Origin of the sequence: Novosphingobium sp. B 225 (assembly GCF_002198665.1) — a bacterium.
Classification (GTDB): Bacteria; Pseudomonadota; Alphaproteobacteria; order Sphingomonadales; family Sphingomonadaceae; genus Novosphingobium.
The window spans coordinates 1-12,664 of the sequence record NZ_MWLM01000037.1 but is presented as its reverse complement, the minus strand read 5'-3'; the positions used below and the strand labels follow the sequence as shown (position 1 = coordinate 12,664).

The window sequence follows — 12,664 nt, the reverse complement described above, 5'->3', positions numbered from 1 at the left end:
CCTTAGCGGTTCACATCGATGACGATACGGCCACGCAGCTGCCCGTCGAGCAACTGGGTGGCAAGCTTGGGAAGATCAGACATCGGCCGGATGTCGAACACGGCCGCCAGTTCGGCAGGGGCAACCAGCCGGGCCAGGTCGTCCCATGCCCGTTGCCGCCGGGGTTGGGCAGCCATCACCGAATCCACCCCGCGCAGCGTCACCCCGCGCAAGATGAAGGGCATTACGGTGGTGGGTAGATCGGCGCCCCCAGCAAGCCCGCAGGCCGCGACAATGCCTTCATAGCGGGTTTGTGCCAGCATGGTCGCCAATGTCTTGCTGCCAACGCAGTCGATCCCAGCGGTCCAAACTTCCTTTTCCAGCGGGCGCGGATCGCGGTCCAGCTCGGCCCGGTCGATCACATCGACCGCGCCCAGTTCGCGCAGATAGGGTTCGGTTTCGGGTCGTCCGCTCACCGCGACAGCCTGATAGCCCAGCTTGGCGAGCAGCAGCAGAGCGACCGAGCCAACGCCGCCCGAGGCGCCCGAAACGCAAATCCGTCCGTCATCCGGTGTTACGCCGTGATCCTGCAAAGCGTGCACGCATAGCATCGCGGTATAGCCCGCTGTGCCGATCGCCATGGCCTGCTCCGGTGCAAAGGTCTCGGGCAAGCGCACCAGCCAGTCCGATGAAACGCGCTGATACTGGCTATAGCCGCCCCAGACAGTCTCTGACATGCCAAAGCCATTGATCACCACACGGTCGCCCGCCTTCCAGTCCTGATGCGCCGATTCCGCGATCGTGCCCGCAAGATCGATTCCGCACACCATCGGCATGGACCGGCAAATCTTGCCGCGTCCCGACACCGCCAGCGCATCCTTATAGTTGAGCGAGGAATATTCGATCTTTACCAGCACATCGCGGTCCGGGAGAACATCGAGCGTGAGCGTTTCCAGCGTCCCTTGTGAGCGGCGGTCCACTTCGCGGGCAACGATGGCATTGAATTCAGTCATCGGTATTTCTCTTCTTTAGTCTTCAACAAGGCCAGCAATCGCCTGCCGGATCGCGTGTCTCGATTTGTCCCACACAGTGGCCCGCCACGCGGCATCATCGGGGTTGAAATGCCTGGCAAGCGCCGCTTTGATCGCCCGCGCTTCAGCGGGGTCGCAGTCCCCATTGTTGCTGTTGAGCCAATGTTCCTGGCCCAGCGCCTCGGACCCCCGGTCGAGTGGATAGGTTCCAAATTCGAGCACTACAGCGGTAACCTCAACACCCGGCAATGCGGCCTCATATCCGTCGCTGCTATGGCCGGTGACGGGATAGTACCCGGGATCATCCTGATCGGGATCGTTGGGTGCCAGAACGGCATCGCCGTACCAGCGCCGTGCACGCGCCAGCCCTTCGCTGGTATGAACCACGACACCAAGCATTTCGCCCCAAGGTCCGATGCCGCTGTGATAGTCCAGCGTCGCGACGCGCCGCGCATGGCCGCCATGCTCGCGCAACAAGCCGCTGATCGTGCGGTTGGTCCATTCCGCAGATTGGCCACCATAGAATACGCCGTCGGGATTGGCGTATTGCCCCCCAAATTGCGCCGCGTTGAACCGCGCATCGCCCCATTCAGCACGTAAGGCGGACAATGCGGCACGAGCATTGTCACCGGCTTCGCCGGGTCGATCGGCGTCGGCCAAATGCGGATGGAGCCGAGGATAGTCGGCATTGTTCGGTAGAGGCCGTGCAAAGTCCAAAAAGTTGCGGCAGGGATCGACATTATTCTCGTTGACCCGGCGTCCATGCGCCGATCCCCATGGGTTGATCGCATGCACCAGCAACACGGCCATCCCGTCCGGCAAGCTGGAGAAATACCCGCTCGCGATCAGCGCCGCCTGACACATGGAACCGCAATAAAGTTCCACCCCATGCATGCCTGATGTGAGCACAAGCAGCTTGTCGGCGTCGTGCGGGCCAATCCGAACGGCATCGGTCGCTAACTCATCGCCTTCGGGGCCGCGCAGGGGATGGACGATGCTTTGGACAGAAAGCCCGTTCTGCTCAGCGGCTTTCAGGAAGAGCCCGCGCGCGGTGCGATAGTCATGCGCGAACCAGGGCTCGATCTCTGCTAACATTAGTCGCCAAACACATATTGGATGGACTTGAGGCGCGTGTAGGCGTCAAACCCGACCATGCCGCCTTCGGCGCCAAAGCCTGATTGCTTCCACGGTTCGGATGCATGAGCTTGCCAGCAGCCCGGCTTATTGCTGATCGCCGAATTGATCGCGACCCTGCCTGCCTCCAGGGCATCGCCCAGCCGGTGCGCGCGTGCAAAATCGGTGGTCCAGGCGGTGGCGGCCAGTCCATAGTCGCTGTCGTTGGCAAGCCGCAGTGCCTCGTCTTCGCTGTCGAAGCGGGCAAGAGCAATGACGGGACCGAAGATTTCCTCGCGCATCAACGCATTGTCGGCAGGCACATCGACGAACAAAGTCGGGCCGACATAGTAACCGTCTTCAGGCGCGGCGGTCTTGCGCCCATCGATCAGCAATTTCGCGCCCGACGCTTCCCCCGCAGCGATCGCCGCACAGACCTTGTCATACTGTGCCTTGCTGGCAAGTGGTCCGAAGGCGCACCCGACTTGCTGAGGATGCGAAGGCTGGATCGATTTCAGATGACCGAGCAAAGCCTCGATCAGCTCGTCTGCCGCGCTGCGCTCGACATAGAGGCGCGAGCGTGAGACGCAGACCTGCCCCTGGTTCCAAAGGGCAGCGCCGCTGCAGGCCTGGGCAAGCGCAGTCGCGCCCAGGCTGGCAATGGCATCTGCAAAGACGATTTGTGGCGATTTTCCGCCGCACTCAAGCAAAACCGGTTTGAGTGATTGCGCTGCTGCGGCCGCCATCACCATGCGGCCGGTCGCGGTGGAACCGGTGAAGGTCACCATGTCCACGCCCGGATGGCTGACCAGCCAATTGCCCACCTCGGGACCGCCAGTGACGACATTAACGACGCCGTCTGCAATCCCCGCCTGCTGCGCGAGCTCGGCCAGCAGCAGGGTCGAACCGGAAGCGATCTCAGACGGTTTGAGGACGATGCAATTACCGGTCGCTAAGGCCGGGCCGGTCTTTAGCGCGGCATTGATGATGGGGAAATTCCACGGCACAATTGCACCGACAACGCCGCGCGGCAGACGCTGCTGCACCTCCAGCCTGCCGACCTCATGCGGTGCGGTCGCGCCCAGCCTTTTGTCGATCGCTTGCGCCGCATAAGCGATGAAGCCCGCCGCGACATGCGCATCGAAAACCGCATCGCCCATCGGCTTGCCCATTTCGATGCTGTCGAGTCGGCCTAATTCCTCAGCATGGGCCGACACCAGCCGCGCCAATTCGAGCAATTGCGCCTGGCGCTCGCCGCTGCTCAGATTGCGCCAGCCCGCGTCCCACGCGGCGCGCGCCGCTTGAACGGCGGCATCTACGTCACTTTGTGAACAAAGCGGCAGCGATTGGCCGGTCTTGCCATCGGCCGGATTAAGCCGATCCATTTCGCCAGCACCTCCTGCCTGCCGAGCTCCGCCAAAGAAGGGGCGCAAGTCAGTGGCAGTTCCAGTCAGCTTGATTTCGGCGTTCATTGCACGGTCTCCGGCGTCTTGGCCTGTTGCTTGATCAAGTCAGCGCCCCTTTCGCCGATCATGATCGCGCTAGCGTTGATGTTGCCCGCTGGCAGCGTCGGCATCACTGATGCGTCCACCACCCAAAGCCCGGAAACGCCGCGCACCCGCAACTCCGGATCAACCACCGACGCAGGATCGCTTCCCATCCGGCAGCTGCAGGAAACATGGTACATCGGGAAAGCGAATTGCCGGATATAGCGTTCCAGCTCAGCATCGCTTTCAACTTCTGCGCCCGGCAGCCGCTCATCGACCAACACATCACGGAACGGTTCGGCATGGGCAATCTTGCGCAAAATGCGGCAACCCGCCACCATCTGATCGACTTCGCTCTGCTCGCCGAGCAAAGGGTAGTTGATCAGCGGCTTGTCCTTGGGGTCGGCCGATTTGAGTCTCACGGTACCGCGCGATTCCGGGCGAGCGAGCCCCACCGCAAGGCCAACGCTGGGCTTGTTGTAGAGTTTTGGTCCGCGCTCGTCGAAATCGTAGGAAAAAGGCGAAATGATGAGCTGCACATTGGGTGCAGCATAACGATCATCGGTCTTCACCAGCGCCTGGGCATGGCCGATCCCGGTGGTCAGCGGCCCGCGCCCGCGAAAGATGAAATTCATCCCGTGAAGCAGGTCGGAAACGGGGTTGCGGTTCGCTCCCAGCGACGGCTTGTTGACGTGAAAACTCATGATGACCGCAGGATGCTCCTGCAGATTTGCACCGACGTCGGGGCTGTCCACCACCATTGGGATCTCGTGTTGCGCCAGTTCCTCGGCAGGCCCAATGCCCGATAACAGCAGCAATTTGGGCGAAGCGATCGCTCCCGCTGACAGCACCACGCCCTTGCGTGCGCGTACTTCCATCCCACGGCCATTTTTCGAATAGCGCACGCCGACCGCGCGACCACCCTCGATGATTATCCGTTCGACGAAGGCTTTCAATTCCAAAGTGAAATTGGCCCGCTTGCCCTTGATACCGCGGATATAGGCCTGCGCCGTTGAATGCCGCCAGCCGTCCTTTTGCGATGCATCGCAATAGCCCACGCCTTCCTGGCTCGCGCCGTTCAGATCATCATTGCGCCGGATGCCAATTTTCTCCGCCGATTTGACCCAGAGGTCGGTCAACTCATTGGGTACGCGCGTGCGATCGACATGCTGCGGGCCCTGGCCACCACGCCAATCGTCACTGCCCAGCGCATAGCTTTCCATCTTGCGGAAATAGGGCAGGACGCCGGCATAGTCCCAGCCTGTGGCCCCCTTCTGTGCCCACAGGTCATAGTCCCAGGCATTCCCCCGCACGAACATCATGCCGTTGATCGAACTGCCGCCGCCCAGCACTTTGCCGGCCGGCCAGATGTCCACACGGCCATCGCGTGACGGATCGGGCTCGACATCATACATCCAGTTGAACTTGGGGCTGGCGATGGCAAGTGCGCTGCCCGCCGGGATGCGCGTAAAGGGGTGCATGTCGCTGCCCCCCGCCTCAAGGAGGAGCACCGATGTGCCCGAATCTTCGCTCAGCCGGTTGGCGACGACAGCCCCCGCTGAGCCGCCACCGATGATGATATAGTCAAATTGCTTGGACATGTTTCACGCTCTGATTTCTGAACGCCGGGCCGAACGGGCGAGCCAACGCTGCACAACGCCAAGCCGACGCTGATCGAGAGGATAGGTGAAGAGCAGCCATGCGGCTGGAACCAGCGCCGCCGCTGGGAGCAGCAGTGTCACCGCCACCAGAGCCTCGCTGCCCGCACCCGTATTCGGGTCAAACCCGAACAACTGCATCAGGGGAAGGGCAACACCGACGCTCAGCGCCAGCGCGAACTTCACCATCAGGTTATAGATTGCCATATACATGCCCGATTGGTCGCCGCCGCCTTTGAAACGGCCAAGGTCCACCGCATCGGCGACCAGCGCGGTTGGCAGCACCCAGATCGGCGAAATGGTGATGCCGAGCAGGCCAAACATCAACATGACCGCAGTCTTGTCTCCGGTCGGCATCAGCGCGAGCAATGGCAAGGACAGACTGACCAGCAGAGCAGCCAAACCCAGCGTCTTGTGCTTGCCCCAGCGGTTCGCGAGGCGGATCAACAGCGGGTTGAAGACCAGGCCAACCGCAAATTGGACCAGCACCAACTGCAGAAAGATCGAAGTCGGCAGTTTCAACTGGTGCTGGATCACCAGCAGCACGCCTGCGTTATAGATGTGCAGTCCAAGCCACAGCAGGAATGCCGCGACGTTAAGGCGCAGAAAGGCGCGATTGCGCTGCAACGCAGCCAACGTTTCCTTTAACGTTGGCACATGGCTTTCGGCTGGTTTTGGTTCGGGCACTTTCCAAAGCAACAGCAGGGCCGTTATCGGCAGGATGATCAGCGACATCTGGAAAAACAATTCCAGAATCTGCCCAATGCTCGGATTACCCGATGTGAAAACCAGCACAGGTATTGCCGTAGCCAATATGGTGCCGACGAACATCGCGCTTTCGCGATAGCCAACGATGCGGCTGCGCTCGGCATAGTCCGAGGACAATTCCGCGCCAAGCGAAAGGTAAGGGATCTGCACACCGGTCCACAGCACGTAAAAGAGAAAGATCGACACCAGCAAATAGCCGATGCTCTTGCCGCCTTCGCTCCCGGGTACGAACAACCACCACGCGGTAAGCAGCAGAAACGGCACCCCCATTGCAATCCAGGGCTTGCGGCGCCCCCAGCGGGTGTTGGTCTTGTCACAAAAATAGCCGATCAAGGGATCGATAAAGGCATCCCAAAGGCGCGCCGCAAAGAAGGCCGCGCCAACCGCTGCCAGCGACAGTCCCGTCTCAGTTGCGTAAAAGGCCGGGATATAGACGATGAGCGCAAAGGTCATCATCGACAGAACGATGGCGGGACCTGCGTAGATCAGACTTCGAGCGGTACTGCTTTCCATCATGCGACAGCGTCCTTCAAACCGGTTGCGGCAAGAATGTTACCAGGCACATTGCGCACCTGGTAACATGATCTTGAATTCAGCCCACGAGCTTAGAATTTGATGTTTGCCTGCAGCCCGATTTCGCGCGGACGGTTGATGAATTGATAGTCACCGAACAGGTTGCTTTGGGTACCGACCACCGCACGCGTGTCGAACAGGTTGTTGGCATAAAGCGCCAAGGTCCAGCTCTGGTCGCCTTCGCCAGCCAGGCCCAGCCGGACATTGGTGATCAAATAGTCGCCGCCATCGCGCCGCGACGGGTCCGTCGGGCTGATGGATGAACGGAACTTGGAGACATAGCTCATGTCGACGCGGCCAAACCAGTCAAGCCGCTCGCTGATCGGACGCTCATAATCGACCGCAAATCCAATGGTCCAATTAGGCACGCCCGGCAGACTGTCACCCTTTGCGCCGATTTGCGGAAGAGTCTCTTGCAATTGGGCATCGACATAGCTGACCGACAGATCGGTACTGAGGCCGTCGGCAGGCTTGGCCGAGATCGAGCCTTCAAAACCGATGCTGCGCGCACTGGCTGCGTTGCTGAAGAAAGTGAAACCGCAGCCCAGCTGACGCCGGACCTGCACGTCGCTCCAGTTCAGATAATAAGCCGAGCCGGCAACATAGACTTTGCCGTCAGCAATCTTGGCCTTACCGCCCACTTCATAGTTCCACAGACTGTCCGAGTCGAAAGAAACAGCACTGTTGGTGATGCCCAGACTGTTCAGCTCGGCAATGCATTGGGGTGTGCTGGGGATCGGCTGATTAAAGCCACCGGCACGGAAGCCCTTGGAGGCCGTAGCGTAGAGCGTCGTATCGTCATTGGGCTTGTACGAAATCGTGCCCTTCGGATTGAACCCATCTTCCTGGTAGGATCCCGAACGCGCATCAGCGCCAGGCGAAGAGAAGGTACCGCGCGAGCGGTAGTCGAAATTGCCCTTCAGATCAAAGTAGCGGCCACCAACGATCACGTCCAACTGCTCAGTGAGGCTGAAGGTCAATTCCCCGAATACGGCGAACTGCTTGAGGTCCTGGGGTACCACGCTCTGGAACACGTTGGGGAAGCTGCCGACCACATAACGATTGACCGTTGGAAAGACGGGATTGAGGTCTGCAATGGGCACCGGGCTACCAAAGCAGCCGGCATTGGCAGCGCAAAAATCATTGAGGCCCGGGCTAGGAGCATCCTGAGTGAAGTCCTTGGTCTGCTTCTGGTAGTAGAGACCAACCACCCCCTTGATCATGCTGCCAGTATCGAACGACACACGCAGCTCTTCGGTGAAATCCTTCTGCCGGTTGGAATTGATCAGGGTTGAGGACGGTGAATTGGCAGTGAACAGCAACTGCGAGAAACGGTTTGTGTCCTGCAGGTCGAGGGTGTCGCGATCGAAATAGGATGTGGATGAGCTGATCACTACCGAGCCTGCATCATATTCCAGGTACAGGTCGTAGAGGTCGATATTGTCCTTGTTAAACGGCTCGATTTTCCAGGGCTGGGTGTAGTCGCCGCGTGCTGTATCGACGCTGCTTTCACCCTTCACGTCAAACTGGCGATGCATGTAACGTGCGCGCATCGTCAGCTCTTCAACTGGACGGATCTCCAGAGTTGCACGAACCATCCAGTTGTCGTCGCTATTGGCATCTTTACGGCCCGTACCGGTCGGCGTCAGGCCAAGCCCAACCACCGGAGCCGTATTGTCGATCCATCCGCCGTTGTGGGCAAAGGAACCCGCGAGGCGCAGCGCCATTTTGTCCTGGACGATAGGAATATTCAAAACTGCATCGAGGCCATAGGATTCAGAACCCCGTTTGGTAGTTGAAACGCGAGCCTGAGCCCTCCCTTCAAAATCATTGAGATCGGGCGTATTGAGAATGTAGCGCACTGTGCCGCCCAGCGATCCACTGCCGTAAAGCGTGCCTTGCGGCCCTTTCAGGACTTCGATCCGGTTGAGATCAAACAGCCCCAGGTCTGGCGAGGCCCCGTTTTCGTTGTTGGTGCCGCCTGAGCCGGTGATCGGAACGTCATCCAGATAGATGGCGACTGTTTCCTGCGGTTCGGATTCGCTTGCGCTCGATACGCCACGCAGCTTGATCTTGGTCTGATTGGAACCGGCACCAAACGCACTCAAACCCGGAACCTTGGCGGCAATATCGCCGATCCCCTGTGCACCGGCCCGTTGAAGGTCTTCCCCACCAACTGCACTAATCGATTGCGGCACATCGATCAGCGACTGCGCGCCTTGCTTGGTCGCGGTTACGACAATTTCGCCGGCGTCACCGGGATTATCTTCTTCTGCCGCATCCTGCGCACTTGCAGGTGCTGCGATGAGGCAGGCGGCAGAAACCGAAGCGATGAGCGTGGTTTTGAAACTGGCAGTTGCGATCTTGCGCATTGAGATCCTCCCTTAGAACCGAACTGGTATGACCATGGCGCTGGCCCTCCACCATTTGGTCCAGCCACAATGGATAGACTGCACCGGGCAAGAAACTTATGCGGCCAGCAGCGATTCTAATGCGAGTTGCTTCACGGCCCGGTCGAAAGGCCCCAAAGCATCGACTCAAGGATTCAAGACTGCCATAAAACGATTGAGCGAGGCCAGGAACTCACATGGGCGCGATATCGGAACTTTATGCAAGTGGGCATGACCCTAAGCAGATCGCCCACAATCTGAGGCGCGAGCATGAAAAAGTCGCCCCAAGTCAAATGCGCCTGCACGACTCCTTCAAGAACGGAAATGGCGCCTATAGTTTCATCAAGACTGGCCTTGGGTTTGAAGTCCTGACCGCAGCCGGAGTGCTGCAGCGCCAGTTGGACACATGCTTCACCAGCGAAGACGTGATGAAGCTGCACTTTCGCCTGAAGGGCGAAGGTTGCTATGCGCTAGGCAATGAAGATGCCGTGCCGATGGCCGGGCAGTTCGCCGGCATCCTGCTTCAGCCCGAAGGCCAGCCCAAATTCGAATCCCGATTTGAAGGGCATGAGGAATGCTGGATCACAGTGTTCTGTTCGCGCGACAGCCTGGGCACGGTTTTTGGCAATGAACTCGGCAGCCTTCCGGTTCCGGTCCGCGAATTTGTCGAGGGGCGGCTGCAATCGACATTTGGCGCGCAATTGGCCCTCAACACCGCAATGGCGCGCAGCGCGATGGACATCATTAGCGCTGATGAAGCCAATATTCTCGCCAAGGCGCAAACCGAGGCACGCGTCGTCGATCTTCTGTGTGAAACGCTGCTTAACTTGAATCAGCTTTCCGATTCTGACTGGAACCGGCCATTTGCCTTCTCGCCGCGCGACCGGCACTGTCTGGAGGAAGCCTATCACATCTTGCATGCCGAGCTGGCCGATCCGCCCAACCTCAAGGAGCTGGCACGGCGGGTCGGCGTCAACCCCAACAAGCTGAATTTCGGTTTGAAGATGCTCTACGGTGGTACTGGCGGCGAGTTGCTCAACCGGTTTCGCATGGAAGAGGCGCGCCGCCTGCTTGAGGAAGAAGGCGAAAATGTCACCCAGGTTGCCTATGCCTGCGGTTTCAATTTTCCGGGCAATTTCACAGCCGCGTTTCGCCGCCATTTTGGCGTCCTGCCCAAGGATGTCCGCAAGCGCGGTCGCTGACGCTGCGATCAGGCGCGCGGCGTCTTGGGCGACTCATCCCAACGCAACTGAAAAACATCGGGGCGCGCGTAATGCCCCACGCCGTCGAACAGCCAATTGGCATCATCGATGCGGGCAAAATCGAGCTCATGGTAAAGGATCGTCTCTTCATCAAAAACGGGTTCGACCAGATAGGATCCGTTCGGCGCGATGATCGCGCTGCCGCCGTTGCCGTACCAGCGTTCCGGTTCGTCGCTGAAATCAGGAAGATGTTTGCCCAGCCGATCAATTGACATTACTTCGCGTGCGGCAACCACAAAACACCCATTTTCGTGAGCGATATGCCGGGTCGATGCGTCGATGACGCCGTTGATGAAAGCATGGCCGGGCCAAAGCGCAGCATGAACTTGCACGCCCTTGATCGCCAGCGCGTGTCGCGCCAGCGTCATTTGGTGCTCAAAGCAAATCAGCCCATTCACTTTTGCGCCCGACATTTCGACTGACTGCATGTCGGAGCCATCCCCCTGTCCCCAAACCAGGCGCTCCGTATTGGTCGGCATCAACTTGCGATGCAGGTTGAGTAGCTGTCCGTCTGCGGAGATATAGGCGGCGACATTGTAAATTGAGCCGCCGGCGCGCTCATGTAGTCCCATGACAACCGCAATTCCCGTGTCGGCGGCGGCCTTTTGTAACGCGCGCATGGCTTCCCCATCGCGGGTCAGCGCCTGTTGCTGCAACAAACGTCGCGCCTCAGCAAAGCGGGCATCGCGCACAGAAATGCTCGCCCAATAGGGATAGCCGAGCAGCCATGTTTCGGGAAAGACGGCGATCTGGGCACCGTTGCGCGCAGCTTCCGCCATCGCATCACGCGCACGCAGAAGTCCGCGCTCCAAATCGAGCACTTCGGGCGCCCATTGCACGGCGGCCGCGATCAGTTTCTTCGTCATAGGTTTCGGAGATCATCTACTGTCATGTGAATTGCAATCCTCTCTACAGCATCCGTGATCATCGCAGTAGAAATCGGTTTGCCGGGATCAAAAGGCATTCCACAATTTGGCAACGGCCCATGGAGAGTTGGGAGAGGGTCGCAAGCAGCTGACTGTCATCGGTCTATGCAAGCCATAGGTAGTCCGAACTAGAGATGGCAACTCAGCCGCTGCCTGAAAAGTCGCGACTACGCATGGTGGTGCGATCGGCCTAAGTGCACTGGTCTCTGGTCGGTGCCACTCTACGTTACCGGCCATCAGATTGCGCCATGAACTTCTACCACTGAGCTAGGGTAGCTGAATGAATGAAGGGAATCGGAGCTACCCATTATTTGGACGAATGCCTGCCATGCCAACGAAGCCAGGCAGGCTCAAACCTCGCCAGGCTGCACCCCCATGCGGGACATTCTTCATTCCTTCGACTAGAGAAACAATTGATTTTCCGGGACCCTATGAGCAGCTGGCTTACAAGCACACCGTACCCGGGAGCCCGGTGTTGGGGGTTGGCGCAATTCCGCCATTCGTTTGAGGTTTGCCGCGAAGTCCCCGCCTGATGTCATCTAATGTCAGGCCAGATTGCCCAACTCAGATCAAAGTAGAATACGTCTAACGCATTGATCCGGCTTTGATAAAAACAACTTTCCTACAGGTCAGCAGAGACAGTAGCGTGATGTCTCGTGGCTGAGGGGTTTCCGGCCGAGGTGGGCGGCCTATGTGAGAACGCCCCATGCGCTTTGCGCTGCAATGCTATGTCGATCAGGAGCTTTACGAGGCAGTGAAAATGGCTGCCGAGGCGGCGCACATGAGCGTCAGCCAGTGGCTCAAGCTTGCGGTGATCGGAACCATCGAAGGGCAAGATGAGGCAGCGTTCCGGGATCGGCTGATGTCCCATGTGCTGTTCACTTCGGCCGCGGCCGATGGGCTACTGATGGCCCAAGCCGACAAGGAAATCAGGGCGCGGGTCCAGGCTGCGCACGGCAAGCGGCTGCGCGAGTATCGCGAGCGCTTTGGTGCATCGAGAGGAGGCGATTGAGCCATGCTGTCGATGGCCAATGTCCGCTCCGCAGGAGGTGCTGCAGGGTACTTCGCCAAGGACAACTATTATGCTCAGACCGATGCCGATCGATCGGGCGTGTGGGTTGGCAAAGGTGCCGAACGACTGGGTCTGTCGGGGACGGTGGAGCCCCGCCTGTTCGAGGCGATCCTGCGCGGCGAACTGCCCCAAGGCGGGCGCATCGGGCGCGAAGGGGCGCAACACCGCGCGGGGACCGATCTGACGTTCTCGCTGCCCAAGTCATGGTCGCTCTTGGCGCTGGTCGGCAAGGACGAACGGATCGTCGCTGCCTACCGTTCGGCGGTGATCGAGACCCTGCAATGGGCCGAGGCCAACGCGGCGTTCATGCGGGTGGAACGCGGCGGCAAGGAGCGACTGGTCCAGACCGACAACCTGACCGTTGCCCTGTTCCAGCACGATACCAACCGCAACCAGGAACCCAAC

General features: G+C 59.4%; 10 protein-coding genes. 3 read left to right on the top strand and 7 right to left on the bottom strand.

Annotation, left to right across the window (positions count from 1 at the left end; all coding sequences use genetic code 11):
* Positions 1-2: 2 nt before the first annotated feature.
* The 6 genes from MNBBLIKP_RS05850 to MNBBLIKP_RS05825 all read right to left on the bottom strand — a co-directional run bounded on the left by MNBBLIKP_RS05850 (position 3) and on the right by MNBBLIKP_RS05825 (position 8,981).
* The gene (locus MNBBLIKP_RS05850; RefSeq protein WP_088308427.1) at positions 3-992 is read right to left on the bottom strand and encodes an MDR family oxidoreductase; all 990 of its coding nucleotides are present in this window, start codon (positions 990-992) and stop codon (positions 3-5) included.
* A 15-nt stretch (positions 993-1,007) separates the two neighbouring features.
* Positions 1,008-2,105, bottom strand: coding sequence for a M14 family metallopeptidase (locus MNBBLIKP_RS05845; protein WP_088308426.1), 1,098 nt, complete (start codon positions 2,103-2,105; stop codon positions 1,008-1,010).
* The gene (locus MNBBLIKP_RS05840) at positions 2,105-3,595 is read right to left on the bottom strand and encodes an aldehyde dehydrogenase family protein (protein ID WP_088308424.1); all 1,491 of its coding nucleotides are present in this window, start codon (positions 3,593-3,595) and stop codon (positions 2,105-2,107) included. The genes MNBBLIKP_RS05845 and MNBBLIKP_RS05840 overlap by 1 nt, the downstream gene beginning before the upstream one ends.
* Positions 3,592-5,211, bottom strand: a complete 1,620-nt coding sequence (locus MNBBLIKP_RS05835) for a GMC family oxidoreductase (protein ID WP_088308422.1) — start codon at positions 5,209-5,211, stop codon at positions 3,592-3,594. The genes MNBBLIKP_RS05840 and MNBBLIKP_RS05835 overlap by 4 nt, the downstream gene beginning before the upstream one ends.
* A 3-nt stretch (positions 5,212-5,214) precedes the next feature.
* Entirely contained in the window at positions 5,215-6,552 is a 1,338-nt protein-coding gene (locus MNBBLIKP_RS05830) for an MFS transporter (RefSeq protein ID WP_088308420.1), read from the bottom strand.
* An 89-nt stretch (positions 6,553-6,641) separates the two neighbouring features.
* On the bottom strand, positions 6,642-8,981 hold the full coding sequence (locus tag MNBBLIKP_RS05825; protein WP_088308418.1) for a TonB-dependent receptor: 2,340 nt from the start codon (positions 8,979-8,981) through the stop codon (positions 6,642-6,644).
* A 215-nt stretch (positions 8,982-9,196) separates the two neighbouring features.
* Between MNBBLIKP_RS05825 and MNBBLIKP_RS05820 the strand changes: the two genes are divergently transcribed.
* Positions 9,197-10,201, top strand: a complete 1,005-nt coding sequence (locus MNBBLIKP_RS05820; protein WP_088308416.1) for a helix-turn-helix domain-containing protein — start codon at positions 9,197-9,199, stop codon at positions 10,199-10,201.
* A gap of 8 nt (positions 10,202-10,209) precedes the next feature.
* Here the strand turns inward: MNBBLIKP_RS05820 and MNBBLIKP_RS05815 are convergent, their stop codons facing one another.
* On the bottom strand, positions 10,210-11,127 hold the full coding sequence (locus MNBBLIKP_RS05815; protein WP_088308414.1) for a carbon-nitrogen hydrolase family protein: 918 nt from the start codon (positions 11,125-11,127) through the stop codon (positions 10,210-10,212).
* A gap of 766 nt (positions 11,128-11,893) precedes the next feature.
* On the opposite strand from MNBBLIKP_RS05815, the gene MNBBLIKP_RS05810 reads away from it, so the two are divergent.
* Together MNBBLIKP_RS05810 and mobF are read left to right on the top strand one after the other, a co-directional pair.
* Entirely contained in the window at positions 11,894-12,199 is a 306-nt protein-coding gene (locus MNBBLIKP_RS05810; protein ID WP_088308412.1) for a hypothetical protein, read from the top strand.
* A 3-nt stretch (positions 12,200-12,202) separates the two neighbouring features.
* Positions 12,203-12,664: MobF family relaxase (mobF, locus tag MNBBLIKP_RS05805; protein WP_140420534.1), on the top strand; the 462-nt coding region annotated here is incomplete at its 3' end.

What these genes read in the sequence shown, in the direction of transcription:
- MNBBLIKP_RS05850 (WP_088308427.1), bottom strand. Translation starts at nt 992, where the DNA reads ATGACTGAATTCAATGCCATCGTTGCCCGCGAAGTGGACCGCCGCTCA.
- MNBBLIKP_RS05845 (WP_088308426.1), bottom strand. Translation starts at nt 2,105, where the DNA reads ATGTTAGCAGAGATCGAGCCCTGGTTCGCGCATGACTATCGCACCGCG.
- MNBBLIKP_RS05840 (WP_088308424.1), bottom strand. Translation starts at nt 3,595, where the DNA reads ATGAACGCCGAAATCAAGCTGACTGGAACTGCCACTGACTTGCGCCCC.
- MNBBLIKP_RS05835 (WP_088308422.1), bottom strand. Translation starts at nt 5,211, where the DNA reads ATGTCCAAGCAATTTGACTATATCATCATCGGTGGCGGCTCAGCGGGG.
- MNBBLIKP_RS05830 (WP_088308420.1), bottom strand. Translation starts at nt 6,552, where the DNA reads ATGATGGAAAGCAGTACCGCTCGAAGTCTGATCTACGCAGGTCCCGCC.
- MNBBLIKP_RS05825 (WP_088308418.1), bottom strand. Translation starts at nt 8,981, where the DNA reads ATGCGCAAGATCGCAACTGCCAGTTTCAAAACCACGCTCATCGCTTCG.
- MNBBLIKP_RS05820 (WP_088308416.1), top strand. Translation starts at nt 9,197, where the DNA reads ATGGGCGCGATATCGGAACTTTATGCAAGTGGGCATGACCCTAAGCAG.
- MNBBLIKP_RS05815 (WP_088308414.1), bottom strand. Translation starts at nt 11,127, where the DNA reads ATGACGAAGAAACTGATCGCGGCCGCCGTGCAATGGGCGCCCGAAGTG.
- MNBBLIKP_RS05810 (WP_088308412.1), top strand. Translation starts at nt 11,894, where the DNA reads ATGCGCTTTGCGCTGCAATGCTATGTCGATCAGGAGCTTTACGAGGCA.